This window comes from uncultured Maribacter sp. (assembly GCF_963977385.1).
In the GTDB taxonomy this organism is placed as follows: Bacteria; Bacteroidota; Bacteroidia; order Flavobacteriales; family Flavobacteriaceae; genus Maribacter.
The window spans coordinates 1-23240 of the sequence record NZ_CAXBOU010000021.1 but is presented as its reverse complement, the minus strand read 5'-3'; the positions used below and the strand labels follow the sequence as shown (position 1 = coordinate 23240).

Here is a 23240-nt window from a genome sequence, read left to right as displayed (position 1 = left end):
GGTTGATAAAATTAAATTTCAACTATTGTAATGATACCCTTATTTTTATAAAAAATCAAAAAAAAAGGCTGAATTTAAATTCAGCCTTTTAAGTTTCTTATCCTAAAAATGGATATCTGTAATCCACAGGGGTTACAAATGTTTCCTTGATTAATCTAGGGGATACCCATCTTAACAAGTTTTGAGCTGATCCGGCTTTATCATTTGTTCCAGACGCTCTTGCACCACCAAAAGGTTGTTGGCCTACTACGGCACCAGTTGGCTTATCGTTGATGTAGAAGTTACCGGCACAATTTTGTAAAGCTTTCGTAGCCTCATCAATAGCGTATCTATCATTTGATAGAACAGCACCTGTAAGGGCATATTCTGAAGTGCCATCGATTAATTTTAAAGTTTCACTCCAATCTTTATCATCATAAACGTAAATGGTTACTACAGGTCCGAAAAGCTCGGTTTCCATTGTTGTATACTTTGGGTCTGTGGTTAAAATAACGGTAGGTTCTATAAAGTAACCTTTAGACTTATCAAAACTACCACCAGCGTAAACCTCTGCATTTTTATCTTCTTTCGCCTGGGTTATATATTTTGCCAATTTATCAAAAGAGCCTTCGTGAATTACGGCAGTAATAAAGTTGCTCATGTCTTCTGGTGATCCAGGTTTGTTGAACGATGCGATATCTGCTTTTACAAATTCTAAAATTTCTTTCGATGTAGATTTTGGTAGGTAAACTCTTGATGCCGCACTACATTTTTGACCTTGAAATTCAAAAGCTCCTCTTGAAATAGCAGTAGCTACCTGTTTTGTGTTTGCAGTAGGGTGTGCTAGTATAAAATCTTTACCACCAGTTTCACCAACTATTTTTGGGTATGTTTTATAAGTATGTATGTTATTTCCAATTTGTTTCCAAAGTTCTTTGAAAACGTGGGTTGAGCCAGTGAAATGAAGTCCTGCAAAATCGGGACTTGCTAAAATAGTGTTAGTAATCATTACTGGGTCACCATACACAACATTAATAACGCCGTCAGGTAAACCTGCTTCTTTGAATATGTCAACAATAACTTTTGCTGAAAATATTTGACTGTCACTAGGTTTCCAAACAACTACATTACCCATCATTGCAGCACTAGCAGGTAGATTACCAGCAATGGCAGTAAAGTTAAAAGGTGTTATTGCGTAAACGAAACCTTCTAGAGGTCTATATTCAACTCGGTTCCAAATACCTTCTGCAGAATCAGGTTGTTCCGCATATATCTGAGACATGTATTCTACGTTGAAACGTAAAAAGTCAATCAATTCACAAGCGGCATCTATTTCTGCTTGGTGAATGTTTTTTGATTGGGCAATCATTGTGGACGCATTAATTTTTGCACGATATGGGCCGGCAATTAATTCTGCTGCTTTTAAGAAAATAGCTGCACGTTGCTCCCAAGTTAAATTAGCCCACGCATTTCTAGATTCTAGACAATTATCTATAGCTGATTGCACATTTTCTTTGTTAGCGGTATGGTACGTACCTACAATATGTTTGTGGTCATGAGGTGGCGACATAGGTTTTGTGTTGCCTGTGCGAACCTCGTCTGCGCCTATGTACATAGGTACATCTACTGTGCTATTAAAATATGTTTTGTATTGTTCCAAAACGGCTTCTCTTTCAGAAGAGCCAGGTACATAGCTTTTAATTGGTTCATTAATTGCTGTAGGAACTTGGAAAAAACCTTTACCCATTGTCAAAATTTTTAGATTAAATAGTTGACCAAAGGTACTAAAAGGGAGTTGGACTTAAAACTAATAGAAGGTTAAAAGGATTTAGTTCAAAGCAAAAGGTGCGCTAAATTTAAAGGTTGGAATATAAACTCTAAATTTTTCAGAGTTGCTAAGATGAGTCATGTTATAGTGACCTTTCATAGCGCCAATAGGAGAGGTTAGTAAACATCCAGAATTGTAGGTGTGTGAATCCCCAGGTTGAATTACTGGTTTTTTGCCAATTACGCCTTCACCATCCAAGGTTTCCATATCATTTAAAGAATCATATATTTTCCAATGACGAGAAGTTAACTGAACTGCATCTTTACTTTGGTTTTCAATGGTGATAGTATACCCGAACGCATAATGCATTTTATAGTTTTTAAAGAATGTGCCTTCAAAACTAGTCTGTACCGATATCTTAATGCCTTTGGTTACCTGTGTTATCATCATATTTAATATGTAAAAACGCTTGCAGCTATTAATATTATTATAGCAATACTTCCTAAGATAAAAAATATTGAGTTTAGGAAAATATATTTTATAATCGTTTTAACTCTTCCTTGTTGATAGAAATTTCGCATTGCTTTATAAAGGCAGATTGCGAATATTAATAAAAATACTCCTTCACTGCCAATATTAAAAACTGTGTTAATCAAATTGCTAACAATGAGCAAGATAAATAATAACGATTGATTGTGAAAACTAAATATTAAATGATCGGTATAAGTGTATTTTTTTCTGATATAGACCATCCAAATGAAGAAAGAAAAGAATGGTAGGAAGAAAAATGTAGCAAAGGGAAGCTTAGATATTAAAGAATTCAGAAAGGTTCCTGGTCGTTTTTCTATTTCTACTATACTATTAGATAGGTTAAAAGCCATTCTATTTTCAGTGACTTCAGGTACTTCATATTTACGAACACTTTCACTAAAACTGTATATAGTGTCGCTTTTTATAACAGTGTTGAAAAATTGAATCTTTTCAAAAAACCGTTCAATAAATCCCTCTTGATTGATTTCTTTGAAATGACCTTTAGGGTTTGCTAATAATAAAGAATCATTTTCACTAAGATTATATCCGTTTAAACCTTGTATTCTTAATGAATCAAATTGTGCTAATGCTATTTTTCTTTCCTCCTCATTTTCAAATTCTAAATTATTTATCTGTGATTGTAGATCAAAAATAGGTGTGTGTTTATCTGAGCCGAATTTGTTCCAAGTTTCAAACTCGCTATTGAAACTGATAATTAAGAAGTACACGATAGACAAGCTTAATAGAAAACGGAAAGGGTTCGTATATGATAAACGTTTACCTGCGATAAATTCTTTGGTTATTTTACCAGGTTTTAGAAGTAATGCAGCTAAAGTTTGCCACAATTTAGAATCGTAAGAGATGTAATTTGAAAAAAACTCCTCAAAAAAATCAAAGAGGGTTAATTTTTTAGTGCTATTTGCTTGGGAGCAATTTGGACAATATTTGTCACTCAGGTCAAGAGGGTGTCCGCAATTGAGGCAATTAACACCTCTATATTGTAGCCGATAACGGCCCGTAGTTTTTATGGTTGGTTTATTTTCCATGGATGATGAAGAACGTAAAGATACAGCTAGTTGGTGATATTCCTAGAATTGGTAGAACCAATGCCTATTAAGCTGTCATACATGTCTCCGAAGTTGCGGTAATAAACGAGAATAAGATAATTGTTTTCAGTAAAATGAAAATTGCCTCCTACGACGTTTGGTTTTATGTTTTCGCCATCCTTGAGCACATATTTATAATTGTAAAAACCTTGCTTCATTTTCAATGTTGCTTCCATCATACCATTGACTTCGTTATAGGTCATTTTATTTTCGTCGGTAAGCGCGTAATTATTGAATTTACCGAATATGTAAACCTCGTCTAAAGCAATGAATTCGGTATAGGGTAAACTAAAATGTACATTAGTATATTCCGCTTCTCGAGATGCATTGTCTCCTTGCAAAGTTCTAATAACGAAATCGCCATTAATGTCAGGAAAGTAGCTATAGGGTTTATCGTTTCTGAAATCATCAGAAAATAGATAATGGTTGTAAAGGTCGGTAAGTTCTATTCTCGAAATTTGAGAACTTGGGGCTCTGAGATCACTAGTGTCAAAAAGTAAATATTCGTTACCTGCATAAAAGGCCGTCTCTTGATCGTATTTATATACAAGTTCATTGCCAATAGTATATTGTGGTGCAATATCGTGAAGAGCCGTAGCCCAATTATAATTTTGTAATATGGCAACTTTAACTTCTTTTTTCGGGTTGACCAGCTTGTAGCCTGATGACTGTATACTAAATTGAACAACCTGTTTTTCGTTTATAAAATTGAAATCTCTTGAGCGTTTTATAGTTGATGCTACCGTAACAAGGTCTTTATAAATCAAAAATCTACGTGAAAATTGTAGTTCATAATTGCTATTGTAAACTTCTAAAAGATAATTGCCGCTAACTTTAAGACGGACATTGTCATTGGGTATGGTCAGTTGATAGTTAGAATAGGTTTCTAGTGTGGTATAGCTATTCTCATATTCAGTAATTCTCTGGTTGTCTACACCGTCGAGGTATTGAGATTTTAATAAAGATGATTTGTTCCAATCATAATCGCAATGTATTACCTTATAGTAGTAGTCTTGTTCGTTGGCTAAAACATCATCAAATTCTAAGTAAAGAGGTTCGCCAATCTTAATAATTGGAAACTGATCTTCAGTAGGACCTTTAAAGATGATTGATTTTATATTATCTGGCGGATTTACCTCTTCTTCAACCTGTGCGACTATGTTCTGCAAGAAAAAAAGACATATAAAATGTTTAATAAAAATTCGCATCTGATGGCTTTTTTTTGAGTAAAGGTAAACAAAAACGATGCCTAAAAAATATACCTCGTTGTAATGTCTAAATTATGGGGTAATAATTATGAAAACGAAGTTTTTGTACTTAAATTTGCTCAAATTTTGTTAACCTAAAGGTCTACACGCACATGTCCAAAGACATACGAATAAAGAAAGGGCTCAACATTAACCTTGTGGGTACCGCGGAGAAGTCTACTTCGAAAGCTGTTTTGAGTAATGTTTACGCAATTCAGTTAAGTGATTTTCACGGAATTACTCCTAAAATGATGGTAAAGCAGGGCGCAGAAGTGAAAGCTGGTGAGCCTTTGTTCTACAACAAAAACATGGAGAATATGCTCTTTGTTTCACCAGTAAGCGGTGAGTTGATAGAAATTGAAAGAGGAGATAGAAGACGTATTTTGACTTTAAAGATTTTAGCTGATAAAACACAAGAGGCATTTCCTGGAACTGTTTTAGATGTTGAAAAGGCTTCTAAGGGAGAGTTGAAGGCTACTTTATTGAAGAGTGGTTGTTGGCCATTCATAAAACAACGTCCTTATGATGTTGTTGCTAATCCTGATACGACACCGAAATCAATATTTATTTCTGGATATTCAAGTGCGCCGTTACAAGCTGATTTGAATTACGTTCTACAGGGGAAGGAAAAAGAATTGCAAGCTGCAATTACAGCACTGGGTAAATTAACCCCTGGTAAAGTACATGTATCTGTAGATGATTCTGGTAGTTCGCCTTTGGCTTCTTTAAAAGGTATTGAATTACATAAAGTCTCTGGTCCGCATCCTGCTGGTTTGGTAGGTACCCAGATAAATATGTTGGATCCTATTAATAAGGGGGAGTTAGTTTGGACAGTATCACCTCAAGATTTGGTGATTATTGGTGAATACCTACTTACGGGTAAGTTTAATGCTGATCGAGTTATTGCACTTGCAGGATCATCTGTTAAGGCACCTAAATATTATACAACCAAAATAGGGTCTGAAATTTCTACTTTTCTTTATGCTAGTGGTGTAAATGAAGAAAATTTCAGGGTTATTAATGGTGATGTGCTTACAGGTTCTAAAAGCAAGCCAGATGGTTTCTTAGGGTTCTATAATAATACAGTGACGGTTATTCCAGAAGGCGACGATTATGAGTTGTTTGGGTGGAATAAACCTGTTTTTGATAAAATTTCGGCTACTAGAGCATTGACATTCTCATGGATGCAACCGAATAAAAAATATGATTTAGATACCAATACTAACGGTGAGCACAGAGCCTTCGTAATAACGGGACAATATGAAAAAGTTTTCCCGATGGATATTTTTCCAATGCAACTTTTAAAAGCTTGTATGGTAAAAGATTTGGATGAAATGGAGCAATTAGGTTTGTATGAAGTAGCTCCAGAAGATTTTTCATTAACTGAGTTTATATGTATTTCTAAACAACCGCACCAGAAGATTATTCGTGAGGGGTTAGATTTATTGCAAAAAGAAATAGGATAAGAAATGAGTTTAAAAAGTAAATTACACGAACTTAAACTGAAGTATCAGGGTAAAAAAATGGCTCCTGCATTTAATGCCTTCCATACTTTTTTGTTTTCTCCAGATGAAACTACCCACGCAGGTGGTACGCATGTAAAGTCTGCAGATGATTTAAAGCGTACAATGAATACAGTAATAATGGCATTGGTACCAGTGTTAATATTTTCTATGTTCAATGCAGGGTATCAGCATTATTCAGCTATTAACGGATTTCCAGCTGATTTTTCATTGATGAACGATTTCCTTACTTGGGATAATTTTTGGATCGGTATCATTAAGGTATTACCATTAGTTGTTGTTTCTTACGGAGTTGGTCTTTTGGTAGAATTTATTTTTGCTGTTATAAAAGGTCATGAAGTAGAAGAAGGTTATTTGGTGACTGGTATGTTAGTACCGTTAATCGTTCCAATAGATACACCATTATGGATGTTATCTGTTGCTGTTGTTTTCGGTGTTGTTATCGGTAAAGAAGTTTTCGGTGGAACAGGAATGAATATTCTTAATCCTGCATTAACGATAAGAGCCTTTTTATTCTTTGCTTATCCAACGTGGATGAGTGGTGATAAAGTATGGGTTTATGGTGCACGTGAGCGTTCAGAGGAAATCTTGGCCGGTGCAAACGTTGACGCAATTTCGGGTGAAACTATTTTAGGATATTTAGCTCAGAATAAAGGAGCGGAAATGACATACTCGGTTTCAGATATGTTTTTCGGGTTTATACCAGGATCTGTAGGTGAAACATCAGCATTTTTAATTCTTTTAGGAGGTCTATTTTTGATATATACTAAAATCGCTAGTTGGAGAATTATGGTCAGTGCTGTAATTGGTTCTTTAGTGATGGGATTGATTTTTAATCAAGTGGTTGATTTTGGTTGGGTTGCAGAATCAAGTAAGTTTTATGGTTTAATGAGTTTCGATTTCTGGAAACACCTAATCGTTGGGGGTCTAGCATTCGGTATAGTATATATGGCAACTGATCCTGTTACAGGTTCACAGACCAATAAAGGTAAATGGTATTATGGCTTTTTTATAGGATTTATCTCTGTAATGATACGAGTATTCAATCCTGCATATCCAGAAGGGGTTTTCTTGGCTATTTTATTAATGAACGTTTTTGCACCTACCATTGATCATTATGTTGTTAAGGGTAATATCAAGAAAAGAATGAACCGATTAAAGAATGCCACTATCTACCCAAAAGATTCAGATGGTAAGGCAGAAGAACTTAAAGCTGAAACAGTTTAATTATGGCAATTAATACAGATAAAAATAGTTACACCGTTATTTTCGCGGCCGTTATGGTTGTGGTAGTCGGAACGATTCTTGCATTTTTAGCATCGGCATTACGTCCAAATATTAAAGAGAATGAGCGTTTCGAAAAGCAACAGAATATCCTTTATGCAATGGGGGTTAATGAAAATGGAGATGACACCGGTAGTGTAAATTTTATACCTACTGATGTGGTTGAAAGCGAATTTTCAAATTACATAAAAGAGCAGTTGGTTATTCAAGGAGGTAAAATTACTCAGAATGATGAAGCCTATTTAATTGATTTGAAAAAGCAATTAGCTAATATAAAAAAAGGTGAGGATTATAAGTTACCTGTTTTTATTGGCGACAAGGATGGTAAGAAGTTCTATATCATTCCTATGTACGGTAAGGGTCTTTGGGATGCTATTTGGGGCTTTATCGCTTTAGATGAAACCATGACTGTACAAGGTGTATACTTTGATCATAAAGGGGAAACACCTGGCTTGGGCGCTAATATTAAAATGCGCTATTTTATGGACGATTTTAAAGGAGAGTCTATTTTAAAAGGTACTCGGTATGCAGGTATAGCTGTTGCAAAAGGTAACAACGATCCTTTAAATAATACAAAAGACGATAACGAAGTAGATGCCTTGGCAGGTGCTACTATCACAGGTAATGGTGTGTCGGCTATGATCAAGGAAACCATTAAATTATATAAACCTTATTTAGAAACAATTAGAGCAAAGTAATATGGCACTACTCTCAAAAAAAGATATAAATCTTATAAAGGATCCGCTTGCGGATAATAACCCTATTACCATTCAAGTACTTGGTATATGTTCGGCATTGGCAATTACTGCAGAATTAAAGGCATCATTGGTAATGGCCATTTCTGTAATGTTCGTGTTGGGTGCTGGTAATGTAGTTATCTCATTGATGCGAAATATTATCCCTTCGAAAATTAGAATTATTGTTCAGCTAATTATTGTGGCTACATTGGTAATTATTGTGGATCAAGTACTTAAGGCATATCAATATGAATTAAGTAAAACCTTAGCGGTATTCGTTGGTCTAATTATTACGAACTGTATCATTATGGGGCGTTTCGAAGCTTTTGCTTTGGCGAACGGTCCATGGCGATCATTTTTAGATGGAATAGGGAACTCATTAGGGTATGGAATCATTTTGGTTATTGTAGGGTTCTTTAGGGAACTTTTAGGTTCTGGAACACTTTTCGGTATTCCGGTTTTAGGTGATCCAATTACAAAAACAGGGTTATATTCTACAGGATACGAGAACAATGGATTTATGATTATTCCACCAGCTGCATTAATTGTAGTAGGTATAATCATTTGGGTGCAACGCTCAAGAAATCCAGCATTGGTAGAGGAGAATTAAAAAGACATTTAATTAGAAATTATGTTAGAACATGTAGAATTATTTTTTAAGTCCATCTTTATCGATAACATGGTATTTGCCGTGTTCTTGGGAATGTGTTCTTATTTGGCTGTTTCCAAAAAAGTGGCTACAGCAGTAGGGTTAGGTGCGGCAGTAATATTTGTATTAGCTGTAACTGTGCCTTTGAACTGGTTGTTAGATAAGTATTTATTACAAGATGGTGCTTTAGTTTGGTTAGGACCTGAATATGCAGATTATAACCTTAGCTTTTTATCTTTTATCCTTTTCATAGCTACTATTGCAACTATGGTGCAATTAGTAGAGATAGTTGTTGAGAAGTTTTCACCTTCATTATATAACTCATTAGGTATTTTCTTGCCTTTGATAGCAGTAAACTGTGCCATATTAGGTGGTTCATTATTTATGCAGGCTAGAGAAATTGAAACACTAGGCTTAGCACTTAATTATGGTGTTAGTTCAGGTATTGGTTGGTTCTTGGCCATATTAGCTATTGCTGCAATTCGTGAAAAAATCAGATACAGTAATGTACCTGCGCCATTAAGGGGATTAGGAATTACTTTTATTATTACGGGTTTAATGGGTATCGGGTTTCAAAGTTTTGGAGGAATGTTAACCGGCGGTGGTGATGAAGCTGAAGAAGCTAATGAGCAAGTGATTCAAATTAAACAACTAGAGGTAGTTGAGCCAGAAAAGGAAGTGGTAGAAAAGAATACTGAAATTGACGAAAAGGAGATTTCTTATAACGACGTAAATAAATAAATATGATTTTAGCTGCAAGTACTGGCGGAACTATACTAATAACCGTTGTCGCATTTCTAATACTATTAATGGTATTGGTTGCATTGCTTTTGTTTACGAAACAAAAACTTTCGCCTTCGGGACCGGTTACCATAACAATTAATGGAGAAAAGAAAATTGAAGTAGCTTCAGGTGGCTCGCTTTTATCTACCTTGGGTAATCAAAAAGTATTCTTGCCATCTGCATGTGGTGGTGGTGGAACATGTATTCAGTGCGAATGTCATGTGCTTTCTGGTGGAGGTGAAGCTTTACCTACTGAGACACCTCACTTTTCTAAGAGAGAATTGAACCATGGTGCACGTTTAGCCTGTCAAGTAAAGGTGAAACAAGATATGGAAATCACCATACCAGAGGAGGTTTTTGGTATTAAAAAATGGCCTGGTAAAGTAGTTCGTAATTATAATGTAGCATCTTTCATTAAGGAATTCGTTGTTGAAATTCCTGAGGATATGGGTTATAAAGCTGGTGGATATATTCAAATAGAAATTCCTGAATGTGAAGTTAAATTCGCTGATATAGATATCACAGCTCACCCAGAAGAGCATGAAACTCCAGATAAGTTTCAAGCAGAATGGGATAAATTCAACCTTTGGCCTTTAGTAATGAAGAATCCAGAAACGGTAGAAAGAGCGTATTCAATGGCTTCTTTTCCTGCTGAAGGAAGAGAGATTATGTTGAACGTGCGTATTGCAACTCCACCATGGGATCGTGCTAAAAACGGTTGGATGGATGTGAACCCTGGTGTAGCATCTTCGTATATTTTTAATCTTAAGAAAGGCGATGAAGTAACTATTTCAGGACCTTATGGAGAATTTTTCATAAATGAATCTGACTCTGAAATGTTATACGTTGGTGGTGGTGCTGGTATGGCACCAATGCGTTCACATTTATATCATTTATTCAAAACATTAAAGACCAATAGAAAAGTTAGCTATTGGTATGGTGGTCGCTCTAAACGTGAATTATTTTATTTAGACCATTTTTATAAACTAGAAGCCGAGTTTCCTAATTTTAAATTCTATTTAGCGCTTTCTGAACCAATGGAAGTTGACAATTGGAAAGTAAAAGAGAATATTGATGCTCCAGGTGACGGTTTCGTAGGTTTTATACACAATTGTGTAATTGATAACTATTTAACTCATCATGATTCACCTGAAGATATTGAACTTTACTTCTGTGGGCCTCCATTAATGAACAAAGCTGTACAGAAAATGGGTGAAGATTTTGGTATCCCAGATGAGCATATACGTTTTGATGATTTCGGTGGATAATATATAAAACGCTGATATGTAATATTATAGCCGATACTTAAAGTATCGGCTTTTTTATAAAATTTATTTAAATGCACGTATTAACAGAACAAGAACTTCACAATTTAGCGATGAACATTGTTGGTAAACAATTGGAAGATGCAGGGTTTGAATTTTTAGCTGTGAATAGCGAATTACGTAAGAATCCACAATTTGTTTGCACTAAGGACAAGAAAATGCGCTTTGTGGTTGTAAAAGCGATTGAATATCCCGGTGACCCGAAAGATATGGAGTTTTTTAAATCAGATTTGAATAAAATGAAGGAGCATGCGTTAAAATTTGATGCTACTACTTTTTATGCAGGTGTTGGTTTAGTGAATTCGACTGACCATAATTTACCGGTTTATTTAGATGAGGAGTATATTGTTGATTATGATGGTTTAGTTGAGATATGAGGAAGAAAATTTTAGTGTTAGGTTTTATTTTAGGATTATTATATTCTTGTAATCAAAACGATGCTGAAGTATATCGTAATGAGAACAGAGGTGCTGCTTTAGGTACGTCTTATAATATTATTTCTATTACTACAGAAGAAACAGATTTTCAAAAAGATATAGATTCGGTTTTTACATCTATTAATCATTCATTGTCAACTTATATACCTGAATCAGATATTTCAAGAATTAATCAAGGGGATAGTACTATTGCGGTTGATAAAATGTTCGAAGAGGTATTTGAGTTGTCTAAGGTTATAAACTCAGACACAGATGGCTTCTTTGATCCGACAGTGGGTACTTTGGTAAATGCATGGGGTTTTGGTCCAGAAAGGCAAATAACCCTTGATAGCCTCAAGGTAGATAGTTTGTTGAATTATGTTGGTTTAGATAAAGTGACCATCAATTCTAAAAAACAGGTTATAAAGACAAATAAGAATATTTATTTAGATTTTAATGCCATAGCAAAGGGTTATGCAATTGATAGAATTGCTGCGATGTTAAATGCTAAAGGTGTAAAAAATTATTTAATTGAAGTTGGTGGTGAACTCATTGCAAAAGGTAAAAATAGTATTAGTAATAAAGCGTGGGTAGTTGGCATTGATGATCCTCAAATGGTAGTTAATAGGAAAACTAAAATATTAATTAACCTAAATGATAGGGCTCTGGCGTCTTCAGGTAATTATCGAAAATTTAGAATTGACGAAGCTACTGGTAAAAAATATGTACATACTGTAAACCCTAAAACAGGCTTTACACAGTTGTCGAACACGCTTGCAGTTACAATTTTAGCTGATAATTGTGCAACCGCAGATGCTTATGCCACAGCTTTTATGGCTATGGATTTAGCCAAGGCCTTTAAGCTGATAAATGAAAATAAAAGGTTAGAAGCTTATATTATTTATTTAGATGAAAATGGAGATGCTCAAGAATATTTAACTAAAGGTTTTAAAGAGGTAGTGGTTAAATAATCATTTCTTGACAAGGGGGATTATTTCTCCTGTTGCTAATCGATACCGATTAATTTCCTGAGAGGTCAGGTTTTTTGTGTAATCTATTTCATTTACTGTAAATCCTATAGAGCGTAATTTTTCAAAATAATCTTTCCCATAGATTCGAACGTGGTCATATTGGCCAAATATTTTTGCTCTTTCAACTTTATCGATAATAGAATTATCCTCAAAAGTTTTTTCTCTATTAAGATCTTGAGGAATTTGAAAAATACCCCATCCACCTGGTTTTAATATTCGATACAGTTCAGACATTGCTTTTGTGTCGTCAGGTATGTGCTCTAATACATGATTACAGAATATAACATCAAAAGAATTTTCTTCAAACGGCAGATTACAGATATCCGCTTTTACATCTGCTAGAGGTGAATTTAAATCAGTGGTAGTATAATTAAGATTCTTTAATTTACGGAATCGCTTATAATAGGCTTGCTCAGGAGCAAAATGTAATACTTTCAGTGGTGCGGTAAAAAAGTTAGTCTCTTTTTTTAAATATAACCATAGTAGTCGATGTCTTTCTAATGACAGGGTAGAAGGGGAAAGCACATTTTCACGAGGGTTCTCATAGCCATATGGTAAAAAACTACGAAATGATTTTCCATCTATAGGATCTTCATAGGTATTACCGCTATAATAAATTATAAAAAAAGGTTTTATTACATAGCTGAGCGATATAAGAATAGGTCTAGGTACAAGATTGAGAAAAAATTTAAAAATTTTCTTCATAATCCTTACCTAGTTGTTAATAGAGGAAGAGGTGAATTCAGCTTCTTCATCACTAACAATTCCTAGTGCATCATAGATATATTTAAATGTAGATAACAATTCTGGTTTACCATTTACGATAGCAACATCATGTTCAAAATGAGCACTTGGTTTTCCGTCGGCAGTAAGAATCGTCCAACCATCTTTTAATTGCTTTATATTTTTCGTCCCCATGTTAGTCATAGGCTCGATAGCAACTGTCATTCCTTCAACGAACTTTTTACCACGGCCACGTCTACCATAATTTGGCATTTCTGGTCCTTCGTGCATCTTTCGACCTAAACCATGACCCACCAATTCACGAACAACGCCATAACCATGGTCTTCGGTGAATTTTTGTATTGCATAGCCAACATCACCAACTCTATTACCAACTTTAAATTCACGTATACCCACGTAGAGTGATTTTTTAGTTACATCTAACAGTTTTTTAATTTCTGGCGTTACTTCACCTACTTCAAAAGTATAAGCATGATCACCATAAAAATCATTTTTTAACGCACCACAATCAATCGATATAATATCGCCTTCTACTAATGGGGTATTGTTAGGTATACCATGCACGACTTGTGCATTTGGACTCATGCATAGTGAATTAGGAAAGTCATATAGACCAAGAAATCCAGGTACTGCACCATGATCACGAATAAAAGTCTCAGCTAAAGTATCTAAATGAAGTGTTGTAACTCCTGGCTTAACTTCTCCCGCTATCATACCTAAAGTTTTAGATACAATCAGCGCACTTTCTCTCATCAATTCAATTTCTTCGGCTGTCTTAATCTTTATCATAAATCTTGTAACTATCGGATGTTTCCGATTATTAAATTATATCAATGAATTTTGGGTCATAAATTTAGATTTTTCTACCCCCATCATTTTTAGAATGGTTGGTGCAATATCACCTAATACACCATCATTGATATGGTGAATATCTTTATCTACTAATATTAATGGAACTGGATTGGTCGTATGGGCAGTATTCGGACTGCCGTCTTCATTAACCATTGTCTCACAATTACCGTGGTCGGCAATAACAATAACCGAGTAATCATTTTCAATTGCTGTTGTGATGACATCTTTTGCACATTTGTCAACAGTTTCACAAGCTTTTATAGCAGCTTCCATAACGCCAGTATGACCTACCATATCTGGATTGGCGAAGTTCAAACAAATAAAGTCTACATCACCTTTTTTAATTTCCGGAATAATTTTATCCCTAATTTCATAAGCACTCATTTCTGGTTGCAGATCATATGTAGCTACTTTCGGAGAAGGACATAATATACGCGTCTCACCTTCAAAAGGTACTTCTCTACCACCATTAAAAAAGAAAGTTACATGTGGGTACTTTTCTGTTTCCGCTATTCGTATTTGTTTTTTACCTGCTTTAGATAATACCTCACCTAAAGTTTCTATGATATTATCTTTATTATAAACTACATGAACATTATGATAAGAATCATCATAATTCGTCAAAGTAACATAGTATAAGTTTAGTTTATGCATATTTTGCTCATGCATATCTATTTGGCTTAATACCTGCGTTAGCTCTCTACCTCGGTCTGTTCTAAAATTGAAGAAAATAACAACATCATCCTCTTTTACAGATGCAACCGGTGTGCCATCGGTATTGGTCATGACAATAGGTTTAATAAACTCATCAGTTATATCATTATTATAACTTTTTTGAATAGTTTGCCCTATGTCTGTAGACTTTTCGCCTTCTGCATTTACAATGACATCATACGCTTCTTTAACACGTTCCCATCGTTTATCGCGATCCATTGCATAATATCTCCCAATGACTGTTGCTAATTTGGTATTCTTATCTGCACTAAAATGAACTAAATCTTCTAAAAAACCTTTACCACTTTTAGGGTCTACATCTCTACCATCGGTAAAAGCGTGTACGAACATATTTTGAACACCAGATTCTTTTCCTGCAGTAATAAGTCCTTTAATGTGGTTAGTATGACTATGTACACCACCATCACTAAGAAGGCCTAAGAAATGAACATTTTTATTGTTCTTCTTTGCATATTCGAAAGCACTTTTTAAAACTGGTTCAGAACTTAAAGTATTTTCTTTTACAGCCTTATTTATCTTCGCTAGATCTTGATAAACGATTCTACCGGCACCTAAATTCATATGTCCCACCTCGCTGTTACCCATTTGTCCTTCGGGCAGTCCAACATTCATACCGTCAGTAAGCAAATTTGCATTGGCATATTTGGTATATAGACTATCAATAAAGGGTGTATTGGCTTTGTCAACTGCTGATACTTCTGGATCAGTTGATTTTCCCCATCCGTCCAATATCATTAAGATTACTTTTTTGTTCATCTTTCCTAAAGTTTTAGAAGACAAAAATACTATGTTCTGATAAGTAAATCTACAAGATGACTTACCTTTTTTGATTTGTGGGTGTATCCTAACAAATTTTGATTTTAGGGAGGCGCTATTTGTTAAAGTTTCGTTATAACACTGTTAAAGGATGAAACAATTATAACTGTTAGGCGTCTTTTAATATATACAATATTGTATTCATCAATTAAATCACTCATCATGAAAAAATCAATCCTAACATTATCTATCGTAGCTCTAACTATGGGTTCAAATCTTATGGCCCATGAAATTGCCGAACCGATTACCATTTTAAAAAAAGAACTGATTTCAAAAGTAGATGTAAGTTCTTTCTGCAAAGCTGTCATACAAGGCGATGTCGTAACTGTAAAACGTTTAATTGCTTTAGGTGAAGATGTCAACCAAAAATCTTTGGGGATGACTCCTGTTATGTATGCTGCCCGATACAACAAGGTAGAAGTGCTTACAGTATTACTGAAAAATGGGGCCGATTTAAAAATCAAAAGCAATCAAGGTTATTCTGCAAAACGATATGCTGAATTATCAAATGCAGAAGAGGCATTAGGTATTATCGAAACTGCACTAGGTAGTTAGTGGAATCAGAAATTCTATAATTTGCTGATAAAATTCAATTTTGAAATACTAATAGTTAGATAATAATTAAAAGTTTTTGAGCTTGTTGAATTCAACTTAATTATTGCCAACTATTTTCCATATTAAGCTAAGATTTTATAAATGTTAAATATTTATTATTTCTTTCTTAAAATTGTATTATTACTACAATAGTATGGTTATTTTTATATTATACATAAAATAATTAATTTTTAAACAAAATTATTATGAAAAATTCAATTGTCATTTTTTGCTTTTTTAGCGTATTTGCAGTAGCCGATACTTATGCAAATACTTCAAATAATATATTTTCTTCTGAACCGATGACATCGGTTTTTAAAGATAAAATAAGCTCTTTATGTAAAGCTGCTATGCAGGGAGATGTAGATAAAGTTCGCAGTCTTATAGCTCTAGGTGAAGAATTAAACGAAAAATCACTAGGTCTAACACCGGCTATGTATGCGGCAAGGTATAATAGAGCAGAGGTGTTAAGAGTTCTATTATTAAATGGCGCTAACCTTAACATAAAAAGTGAAAAAGGATATACGGCAAAAGAATATGCTACAATGTCTAACGCAACAGATGTTTTAGCAATAATTGACAAAAACTCCTAATTGTAAAACATTACATTAAAAAGCCTCATTGAAAATTTCAATGAGGCTTTTTAAATTACAAAATTCTACTCCAAATAGTGTTCAGGTAAAAGAGTAAAAAACATTAAAAATCAAATCCATTAATTGCTCTATAAACAAAAGCATACAGTGCCAAAAATATCATTAGGGCACAAAATATAGAATAGACCTTTAAAATTGTAACCAATATTTCAGGTTTGCAATTTTCAAATGCCTGTACATATAAATTCTTAAAATGTGTTATTGTTCCCATTATAGTGTTCTTCTATGATTAAATCATAGCTATAAAGGTAATTCATCAATGGCAAAATAAGCTTGGGACTTACTCAAAGTTACAAAATTATAGGTATGCTAAAACGTACTCTAGATTAAATGAACGAAAAATCCGATTAACCTTGATTTTTGTACTTTTCTATAGCTTCATTAATTTTCTCAATTCTATTTTCGGGATCCGGATGGGTACTTTGAAATTCTGGTGTACGGTTTGGGCCACCAGCTGCTTTTAATATTTCCATTACTCTTATCATCTCATAAGGATCATACCCTGCTTGAATCATAAAAAGGACTCCTAATTCATCACTTTCCAATTCATCACCACGACCATTTTTAAGTAAGGTGTTCTGACCTATACTACCAACAATGCTACCCATGTCTCCTGCGCCAACTGTTGCTCCCATTGTAGCTGTTTGCCAAGTTTGGCTATCTGCAATTCGCTCAGCAGAATGTCTTCCGATAACATGTCCAATTTCATGACCTAATACTCCTGCCAATTGAGCTTCGTTCAACTGTGAGAATAAGGCGTATGTAATAAAGCATTGTCCACCGGGTAAAGCAAAAGCATTTATAGTCTGATCATCTGCAAGTAAGTGAAAATCATATTCGTAAGGTGTTTCTCTTGCGATACTGTTTTGTACTAATTTATTACCCACAGATTCAACAAATGACTGTAACCTCTGATCAGGGTAAAGTCCGCCATGTTGTTGCGCTATTTCTGGTGCACTCTGCAAGCCAATAGCAATTTCTTGGTCAGAAGTCATAGTAATGTGCTGTGAACGACCCGTATATGGGTTTTCTTCTGTATTACTGCATTTTTGAATAAATGCAAAGGCTACAATGGCCAAACCAATGAATATTCTAATTTTCCAACTTCCTCTTCTCATTGTAATGTGTTCTAATACATGTTTTAAAAGTGTAAAGAAAGCTTATAACAAGTCTCTATTTATGTCTAAAATATTATTTTGAATATAGGTTCTTAAAAAGCTCATTGTAAAATTTTCAGCACCGTCGTAATCTTCACGAAGTAAGAGTGAAGCAATATTTTTACTTCTAAATTGCTCTAACATAGGAATTGAAATGGGAGCATAGCTATAGTGCCATGGCTCATATTTAAATCCTCTTCTTTTTGGGTCATCGGTATAAACGAGATGATAACCATAAGTTTCTGAATTTTCATCCATCCAATTTTTAAAGTCAACAAATGGTCCTTCATTTTCATATTTATGAGGCACCAAAACATCACCTTCTACTTTTCTATAACCATCAATCACATCTATATCTGTACCCCAATGGTGTCTACTGGTACCAGGTATGGTAGAATACTCTATGATTTTGTCAATAGCATCGAGTGGCTCCATTCCGTCATCTTCAGTATATGTTATGAATTTTCGTTCAAAAATTGCTCTTTGGCGTGCGTAATTACGATAGCTTGAAACAATTTTAAGATCTATACCATCGTTATACGCTGCCTTTTTCATCTCTAAAAAAGCATCGTGTGCTTCTTTTCTTAAGTTAATACCTTTGCCATACAATTCAATATCCTCTTTTCCCATGAGTTCTGTAATGGTATAATCTTGGTCTTCTTGTATAAAGATTGATGGGATAAGGCCAATAGCTAAGGCCGCTGCACTGCTTTTATTGATAAAGGTTCTTCTTTGCATAATTGTTTCTACTATTTAATTACAAATATGATGCCTTTTTTGTCAAACAGGCAAATTGGATCGTAAGAAGGAAATCATATTACTTAAGGTAAAAGTAATAAATCTTAATCTTAATAGGTTTTAAGATTAATTTTGTTCATAGGTGGTTAAGTATAAATAGCCTTGGTGTTTAATGTTTAGTTCATTCAAGGTTATAATGTAATAGTAAATACCAGAAGACAAACCTGAGTTTTTAGAAATTACCCCACTAACATTAGATAAACCGTCAAATTCATTGTTGTAATTTTTCTTTGAAAAAACTAATATTCCATATCTGTTAAAAATTTGTAGGGTATTATTAGGTGAATTTTCAATACCATCAATAACTAAATAATCATTAACGCCATCGCCATTTGGCGTCATATAAAAGTTGTCTAGCGTTATATTACCTAAAGTTTCTAAAATATCAGAATTACCACCTATAGTCAACACTTCATAGTCATTTGGTATAAATTCCTCTGAAGTTATTGAGCCATTATTAAAGTCACCTTCCACATTTGTATTTCCTAAACTAACCCATTCTTTATCGATTACGCTCCAGCCAACAACCTTCAAATCTGAAATAAAATCTCCTAAAAAATTGGCATTACTCTGTTCGTTCCAAGTTAAGGTTACCTTAGAAGAAATACTGCTTTCTAAATGCCAAAATTCATATTCACTAACAGATAAAAATTCGTTTTCCTTTCTATTAATATCGAAACTTGTTCCAAAAATACTAGGTGTAGTAGGGTCTTCAAAGTAATATGCTGATTTGGCATAATCGTTCGAAGCAATAGAATGTATACTTAAAGGTCGTAAACTACCATCTTGTCCTATCGGAAAAGTAAAATCAGATTTTTTACTCATGGCAGCGTATCCGTCTACTTTTGTATTATCTCCTTCTCCAATATAAAAAGAATCGTTTAAGAAATTGATATTTACTTCGGATGCTACTCTTGATGTTATAATATCACCAGAAATTAAGTTAGCATTATTTAAAACTCCTACAGTATTGTCTACATAAAGGTCATTATCTACCGCTACCTCAAAATCATAAAAAACAGGATTAGATCCTCCAGAAATGGTGAGGGCTTTATCCATGGAATAAAATCCTACCAAACCTTTATTTTGATTAAAGGCTCCATTATTAATGACATCCATGTGAAAACCTACAAGACCGTCGTCGTGAATTTGAATATTTCCAAAATTATGAACGGCATCTTGACTAAATGCCATTATAGTAAATAGAAATATGAATATGTAATAAATGAATCTCATCAATTATTTTAATTTGTTAATGACAAAACTTGAATCGCCTGCACCACTAAATCTTACGTTGCCGGAGTTTGCTTCTCTATATGTTCTTATTCGCACAACGTCATTAGCATTTAATTGCAAAATTTCATTAATGTGAATACTAGATTGTTCGTGACCAGAAGCAAAACGAATATATCCAGATGCTGAAAGAGCACCTACAGCGGTCCCGTTTACAGTAATTTGAGCGTTTACATTAGTTCTTTGCTGATCTCCTCCAGAATTAATACCTAATAAGGAGATATTGGCTCTAATATCGTACCGTCCTGCTTCCTTGATTGTTAGCATATTGGTAGCAGCAGTATACAGGTTAATAGCATCATCATTATAATCTTCAGTACCAAAAATAGGTGCCGAAACGCTACCTGCATTAAGATTAGTTACGATATCCGTATTTGTCCATCTTGCTCCTTGATTTATTTTTAAAAATGCTCCACCGTCATTTCCCACCTGAATTAAATTATTTGTGTCGGAAGAAACAATAGTACTGTTTCCAGAAGAAATAGCATGCCAAGAGGTTCCATTGCTTTGAATCTGAATGGTGTTGTTCGCTGGGATATTTGTGGTGCTAGTACCGGAATTATTTAGATAACTACTTATAGTTGCTGATGTATTGGTTGAATTCTTGATAATGTAAGTACGTCCTGAGCATGTATTGGCCAAGGGTAATGAAATTATACTGTTAGAATTAATAATAACGGTGTGGTGCGTTTCATCTAGAGTTAGATTCCCGTTGATTGAAATGATAGCCGTTGAAATAGACCCTTTTATCTGCAAGGTTGAATTTGCCAATTGGCCGGTATTAATGCCTACCCTAGGTAATGCATTCTGAATATTCGAACTTCCTTGAATTCTAAATAGTTCTTTTTTCAGCTGGTCTCTATAATCATAGCGTTTAAAAATGAAGGGCTCTGCACCATCATCAGCTATTATAAACTCTAATTCTCCAGCGTTATTGGTACCTGAGGAACCGATTTCAAAAAAATCAGTTTGGGCAGCACTTCCTTTTAACCTAAAGTTTCCATTTGAGTCAGTAAAGAACATAGGCTTGTAAAAGTCTGCGGCATCTGCTTGAAATTGCAAGGCAGAGGTGCCGTTATTACCTTTTAAGTATGTTATATACTGATTACCATCATTATAATCGGGGTAGTTTTGTACAAGGCCCAAAGTTTGTCTGCGACCTATTTGAAGCAAGCTGATACCATTGGATCTCAATTCCATTGGAAAGTCATTATTACTGCCTAAATAAGCTCCAGCGGATAGCGTATTTCCACTGTTCAACCAGTTAGAATTTGAGGTTGATACCCATTGTAATCCATTATAAATCATTACCTCTTTCGTGTCAGTGTTATATAACATTTGACCTTCAGCCATACCTGTTAGGTTATTGATTTCTGTAGCCGTGGCTTCGGTAAGCCCTAAAAGTAGGCCGGCTTCAATTTGGGAATAACCAATTTGAACTAAACATAGACTTAAGCATATTAGAAACTTCTTCATTGATATTGTTTATTTATAAGCTTGATAGATTACCACTAGATTATCAGCATGACTACCTACATTTATAGTAAACCCATTAGGGTTAAAACTAGCCAATGAGGCTGAAGTTATACCAATATTATCTCCATTTTGGTTACTATACCTAATACCGATACATGCGCTGTTTGATGAAAATCTGGAAATATCATTAATAGAATTACCATTACCTCCAACGTAAATGATTTGTTGTACAATACTTCCGTTATCGTCTCTCGCAAACCCATTCATAGAGCCGTAGGTATTTGCAATTCCATTGTCATTATTTCTTGTACCGTTGTCTGTATTTAAATTCAGGCTTTCAATATTTGCATGGGCCGAAAAACTAATTTGTGAAGGTTTAAAAGGTATTCCTGATACAGATAAATTTCCTGTTGATGATATGGTTAATACTCCCATATAAACACTTGGTTTACTATTTGATACCCAAGAAGAACCGTCATAAACATAGATTTCATTTACGTCTGTATTGTAAAGCATGAAGCCTTTTTCTACATTAATTGCAGAATTTATTTCTGATGTTGTGGCGTTCGTTAATCCTAAAAATAGACTGCCATCTAATTGAGTATAACCTACTATCGTTGTTAGTAGAAATAGAATCGTAAATATTATTTTTTTAAAATTCATTTTTTTAGAGGTCTAAAATGGTGAACATAAATTCAGAATCAAAACGGCTTCTGTCAGTACCTCCATTATCATTGTCACCAATGATAACTTCAAAACTTGTTGCAGTTTGATTGGAGTAGGAGATGCCCGGGTCGTCATTTCCTACACCACCTCTACCCGGTTGTGTTAATTGAATAATATAATTTGCATCAGAAACCGCACCTGTAGGTAGAGTTACTCGGTATCTTCCTTTACTTATTCTGGTAGCGGTTACCCCTGCGGTTGCTTTAGTAACTGTACCGACAGATCCAATTTTACCAAAAGCTTTGATTGGACTTTCATAATATGCACCGCCATTGGTTGCAACACTTATTTGATTGGTGGTTTCTGCACCTACCGTATTTGCGGTTTGGTCAGTATTGGTTTCATTCGTATAGGTGATAAGACCTGTAGTAGTGTTTTGATTTAAGTTTGTAGTTACATTGGCAGATTGGTTTTCCCAAACTACAGTTCCAGAACTGTTAGTTGTTAATACCTGATTATTGCTACCAGGTTGAATTTTTATTGGTGTAACATTGCCATTCAATATATTTTCGGTTTCTACGGCATTTAAATTAATTTCCGACGAATTCACCGAATTTGGTGCAAGGTCGGATTCCGTTATTGAATTGTCCACAATTTTACCTCCAGAACCACCACTGATTGCACCGTCAGCTATAATAGTAGCATTAATAGGTCCGGTTACATCACCAGCTAAATTATTAACTGAAAATATCGTAGTGGATAAAGTTAGTCCCGTACCAGCGGTGTATTGTGTATCGGTATCAATAGTATGTGCACCATCGACAAATCCCATAGTTTCAATGTCGGTTTTGGCTAATTGTGTATCGGTATCAATAGTATGTGCTCCGGTAACAAAACCTAAACCTTCGATTTCTGTCTGATCGGCATGCGTATCTGTATCCACGGTATGTGCACCATCGACAAATCCCATAGTTTCAATGTCGGTTTTGGCTAATTGTGTATCGGTATCAATAGTATGAGCTCCATCAACAAATCCCATTCCCTCAATATCCGTTTTGGCTAATTGCGTATCGGTAT

At 34.6% G+C, this 23240-nt stretch carries 24 protein-coding genes; 10 read left to right on the top strand and 14 right to left on the bottom strand.

What is annotated here, in order from left to right; genetic code table 11:
• Positions 1-97: 97 nt before the first annotated feature.
• The 4 genes from pruA to AAC084_RS18425 form a co-directional block, all read right to left on the bottom strand.
• A complete protein-coding gene (pruA, locus tag AAC084_RS18440) occupies positions 98-1726 on the bottom strand; it encodes an L-glutamate gamma-semialdehyde dehydrogenase (protein WP_339841743.1) in 1629 nt (542 codons plus the stop codon).
• An 81-nt stretch (positions 1727-1807) separates the two neighbouring features.
• Positions 1808-2194 (bottom strand): Co2+/Mg2+ efflux protein ApaG, encoded by a 387-nt coding sequence (apaG, locus tag AAC084_RS18435; RefSeq protein ID WP_339841785.1) that lies wholly within the window; start codon positions 2192-2194, stop codon positions 1808-1810.
• Positions 2195-2199: 5 nt separating this feature from the next.
• Positions 2200-3324 carry a DUF3667 domain-containing protein gene (locus AAC084_RS18430; RefSeq protein WP_339841742.1) on the bottom strand — a complete coding sequence of 375 codons (1125 nt, stop codon included), beginning with the start codon at positions 3322-3324 and terminating at the stop codon, positions 2200-2202.
• Positions 3325-3350: 26 nt separating this feature from the next.
• Entirely contained in the window at positions 3351-4592 is a 1242-nt protein-coding gene (locus tag AAC084_RS18425; RefSeq protein ID WP_339841740.1) for a DUF5103 domain-containing protein, read from the bottom strand.
• Positions 4593-4744: 152 nt separating this feature from the next.
• Between AAC084_RS18425 and AAC084_RS18420 the strand changes: the two genes are divergently transcribed.
• From AAC084_RS18420 to AAC084_RS18385, 8 genes are all read left to right on the top strand, one after another.
• Complete coding sequence (locus tag AAC084_RS18420; protein ID WP_339841739.1) at positions 4745-6097, top strand: Na(+)-translocating NADH-quinone reductase subunit A; 1353 nt, start codon at positions 4745-4747, stop codon at positions 6095-6097.
• Between the two features lie 3 nt (positions 6098-6100).
• Positions 6101-7381 (top strand): NADH:ubiquinone reductase (Na(+)-transporting) subunit B, encoded by a 1281-nt coding sequence (locus AAC084_RS18415; RefSeq protein WP_339841738.1) that lies wholly within the window; start codon positions 6101-6103, stop codon positions 7379-7381.
• Positions 7382-7383: 2 nt separating this feature from the next.
• The gene (locus tag AAC084_RS18410) at positions 7384-8136 is read left to right on the top strand and encodes a Na(+)-translocating NADH-quinone reductase subunit C (RefSeq protein WP_339841737.1); all 753 of its coding nucleotides are present in this window, start codon (positions 7384-7386) and stop codon (positions 8134-8136) included.
• 1 nt (position 8137) lies between these two features.
• The gene (locus AAC084_RS18405) at positions 8138-8785 is read left to right on the top strand and encodes an NADH:ubiquinone reductase (Na(+)-transporting) subunit D (protein WP_339841735.1); all 648 of its coding nucleotides are present in this window, start codon (positions 8138-8140) and stop codon (positions 8783-8785) included.
• A 21-nt stretch (positions 8786-8806) separates the two neighbouring features.
• Positions 8807-9565, top strand: a complete 759-nt coding sequence (gene nqrE / locus AAC084_RS18400; RefSeq protein ID WP_339841734.1) for an NADH:ubiquinone reductase (Na(+)-transporting) subunit E — start codon at positions 8807-8809, stop codon at positions 9563-9565.
• Between the two features lie 2 nt (positions 9566-9567).
• Positions 9568-10875 (top strand): NADH:ubiquinone reductase (Na(+)-transporting) subunit F, encoded by a 1308-nt coding sequence (gene nqrF, locus AAC084_RS18395; protein ID WP_339841733.1) that lies wholly within the window; start codon positions 9568-9570, stop codon positions 10873-10875.
• Positions 10876-10946: 71 nt separating this feature from the next.
• Positions 10947-11309 (top strand): Na(+)-translocating NADH-quinone reductase subunit F, encoded by a 363-nt coding sequence (locus AAC084_RS18390; RefSeq protein WP_339841732.1) that lies wholly within the window; start codon positions 10947-10949, stop codon positions 11307-11309.
• On the top strand, positions 11306-12319 hold the full coding sequence (locus AAC084_RS18385; RefSeq protein ID WP_339841731.1) for an FAD:protein FMN transferase: 1014 nt from the start codon (positions 11306-11308) through the stop codon (positions 12317-12319). Before AAC084_RS18390 ends, AAC084_RS18385 begins: the two co-directional genes overlap by 4 nt.
• Here the strand turns inward: AAC084_RS18385 and AAC084_RS18380 are convergent, their stop codons facing one another.
• From AAC084_RS18380 to gpmI, 3 genes are read right to left on the bottom strand one after another with little or no spacing between them, the layout of a single operon-like run.
• Positions 12320-13084, bottom strand: a complete 765-nt coding sequence (locus tag AAC084_RS18380) for a class I SAM-dependent methyltransferase (RefSeq protein WP_339841730.1) — start codon at positions 13082-13084, stop codon at positions 12320-12322.
• Between the two features lie 9 nt (positions 13085-13093).
• Positions 13094-13912: a type I methionyl aminopeptidase gene (gene map, locus AAC084_RS18375; RefSeq protein WP_339841729.1), complete on the bottom strand. Its 819-nt coding sequence runs from the start codon at positions 13910-13912 to the stop codon at positions 13094-13096.
• 36 nt (positions 13913-13948) lie between these two features.
• Positions 13949-15466 carry a 2,3-bisphosphoglycerate-independent phosphoglycerate mutase gene (gene gpmI, locus AAC084_RS18370; RefSeq protein ID WP_339841728.1) on the bottom strand — a complete coding sequence of 506 codons (1518 nt, stop codon included), beginning with the start codon at positions 15464-15466 and terminating at the stop codon, positions 13949-13951.
• 222 nt (positions 15467-15688) lie between these two features.
• Between gpmI and AAC084_RS18365 the strand changes: the two genes are divergently transcribed.
• Together AAC084_RS18365 and AAC084_RS18360 are read left to right on the top strand one after the other, a co-directional pair.
• Positions 15689-16081: an ankyrin repeat domain-containing protein gene (locus AAC084_RS18365; protein WP_339841727.1), complete on the top strand. Its 393-nt coding sequence runs from the start codon at positions 15689-15691 to the stop codon at positions 16079-16081.
• A gap of 245 nt (positions 16082-16326) precedes the next feature.
• The gene (locus AAC084_RS18360; protein ID WP_339841726.1) at positions 16327-16713 is read left to right on the top strand and encodes an ankyrin repeat domain-containing protein; all 387 of its coding nucleotides are present in this window, start codon (positions 16327-16329) and stop codon (positions 16711-16713) included.
• 103 nt (positions 16714-16816) lie between these two features.
• Here the strand turns inward: AAC084_RS18360 and AAC084_RS18355 are convergent, their stop codons facing one another.
• The 7 genes from AAC084_RS18355 to AAC084_RS18325 form a co-directional block, all read right to left on the bottom strand.
• Positions 16817-16984, bottom strand: coding sequence for a DUF6747 family protein (locus AAC084_RS18355; protein WP_339841725.1), 168 nt, complete (start codon positions 16982-16984; stop codon positions 16817-16819).
• 136 nt (positions 16985-17120) lie between these two features.
• Positions 17121-17891: a M48 family metalloprotease gene (locus AAC084_RS18350; RefSeq protein ID WP_339841724.1), complete on the bottom strand. Its 771-nt coding sequence runs from the start codon at positions 17889-17891 to the stop codon at positions 17121-17123.
• A 42-nt stretch (positions 17892-17933) separates the two neighbouring features.
• The gene (locus AAC084_RS18345) at positions 17934-18668 is read right to left on the bottom strand and encodes a M15 family metallopeptidase (protein ID WP_339841723.1); all 735 of its coding nucleotides are present in this window, start codon (positions 18666-18668) and stop codon (positions 17934-17936) included.
• Between the two features lie 126 nt (positions 18669-18794).
• On the bottom strand, positions 18795-19964 hold the full coding sequence (locus tag AAC084_RS18340; RefSeq protein ID WP_339841721.1) for a gliding motility-associated C-terminal domain-containing protein: 1170 nt from the start codon (positions 19962-19964) through the stop codon (positions 18795-18797).
• A 3-nt stretch (positions 19965-19967) separates the two neighbouring features.
• Positions 19968-21497, bottom strand: a complete 1530-nt coding sequence (locus AAC084_RS18335) for a hypothetical protein (protein ID WP_339841720.1) — start codon at positions 21495-21497, stop codon at positions 19968-19970.
• Positions 21498-21506: 9 nt separating this feature from the next.
• Positions 21507-22160: a hypothetical protein gene (locus AAC084_RS18330; protein WP_339841718.1), complete on the bottom strand. Its 654-nt coding sequence runs from the start codon at positions 22158-22160 to the stop codon at positions 21507-21509.
• Positions 22161-22164: 4 nt separating this feature from the next.
• On the bottom strand, positions 22165-23240 hold a 1076-nt coding region (locus AAC084_RS18325), incomplete at its 5' end, for a hypothetical protein (protein ID WP_339841716.1).

Excerpts from the sequence above, each read along its gene's own strand:
- gpmI (WP_339841728.1), bottom strand. The coding sequence starts at position 15,466 with ATGAACAAAAAAGTAATCTTAATGATATTGGACGGATGGGGAAAATCA.
- AAC084_RS18365 (WP_339841727.1), top strand. The coding sequence starts at position 15,689 with ATGAAAAAATCAATCCTAACATTATCTATCGTAGCTCTAACTATGGGT.
- AAC084_RS18340 (WP_339841721.1), bottom strand. The coding sequence starts at position 19,964 with ATGAGATTCATTTATTACATATTCATATTTCTATTTACTATAATGGCA.
- nqrE (WP_339841734.1), top strand. The coding sequence starts at position 8,807 with ATGTTAGAACATGTAGAATTATTTTTTAAGTCCATCTTTATCGATAAC.
- map (WP_339841729.1), bottom strand. The coding sequence starts at position 13,912 with ATGATAAAGATTAAGACAGCCGAAGAAATTGAATTGATGAGAGAAAGT.
- AAC084_RS18350 (WP_339841724.1), bottom strand. The coding sequence starts at position 17,891 with ATGAGAAGAGGAAGTTGGAAAATTAGAATATTCATTGGTTTGGCCATT.
- AAC084_RS18410 (WP_339841737.1), top strand. The coding sequence starts at position 7,384 with ATGGCAATTAATACAGATAAAAATAGTTACACCGTTATTTTCGCGGCC.
- apaG (WP_339841785.1), bottom strand. The coding sequence starts at position 2,194 with ATGATAACACAGGTAACCAAAGGCATTAAGATATCGGTACAGACTAGT.
- AAC084_RS18430 (WP_339841742.1), bottom strand. The coding sequence starts at position 3,324 with ATGGAAAATAAACCAACCATAAAAACTACGGGCCGTTATCGGCTACAA.
- AAC084_RS18355 (WP_339841725.1), bottom strand. The coding sequence starts at position 16,984 with ATGGGAACAATAACACATTTTAAGAATTTATATGTACAGGCATTTGAA.
- pruA (WP_339841743.1), bottom strand. The coding sequence starts at position 1,726 with ATGGGTAAAGGTTTTTTCCAAGTTCCTACAGCAATTAATGAACCAATT.
- AAC084_RS18390 (WP_339841732.1), top strand. The coding sequence starts at position 10,947 with ATGCACGTATTAACAGAACAAGAACTTCACAATTTAGCGATGAACATT.
- AAC084_RS18335 (WP_339841720.1), bottom strand. The coding sequence starts at position 21,497 with ATGAAGAAGTTTCTAATATGCTTAAGTCTATGTTTAGTTCAAATTGGT.
- AAC084_RS18385 (WP_339841731.1), top strand. The coding sequence starts at position 11,306 with ATGAGGAAGAAAATTTTAGTGTTAGGTTTTATTTTAGGATTATTATAT.
- AAC084_RS18425 (WP_339841740.1), bottom strand. The coding sequence starts at position 4,592 with ATGCGAATTTTTATTAAACATTTTATATGTCTTTTTTTCTTGCAGAAC.
- AAC084_RS18415 (WP_339841738.1), top strand. The coding sequence starts at position 6,101 with ATGAGTTTAAAAAGTAAATTACACGAACTTAAACTGAAGTATCAGGGT.
- AAC084_RS18405 (WP_339841735.1), top strand. The coding sequence starts at position 8,138 with ATGGCACTACTCTCAAAAAAAGATATAAATCTTATAAAGGATCCGCTT.
- AAC084_RS18360 (WP_339841726.1), top strand. The coding sequence starts at position 16,327 with ATGAAAAATTCAATTGTCATTTTTTGCTTTTTTAGCGTATTTGCAGTA.
- AAC084_RS18420 (WP_339841739.1), top strand. The coding sequence starts at position 4,745 with ATGTCCAAAGACATACGAATAAAGAAAGGGCTCAACATTAACCTTGTG.
- AAC084_RS18330 (WP_339841718.1), bottom strand. The coding sequence starts at position 22,160 with ATGAATTTTAAAAAAATAATATTTACGATTCTATTTCTACTAACAACG.
- AAC084_RS18345 (WP_339841723.1), bottom strand. The coding sequence starts at position 18,668 with ATGCAAAGAAGAACCTTTATCAATAAAAGCAGTGCAGCGGCCTTAGCT.
- nqrF (WP_339841733.1), top strand. The coding sequence starts at position 9,568 with ATGATTTTAGCTGCAAGTACTGGCGGAACTATACTAATAACCGTTGTC.
- AAC084_RS18380 (WP_339841730.1), bottom strand. The coding sequence starts at position 13,084 with ATGAAGAAAATTTTTAAATTTTTTCTCAATCTTGTACCTAGACCTATT.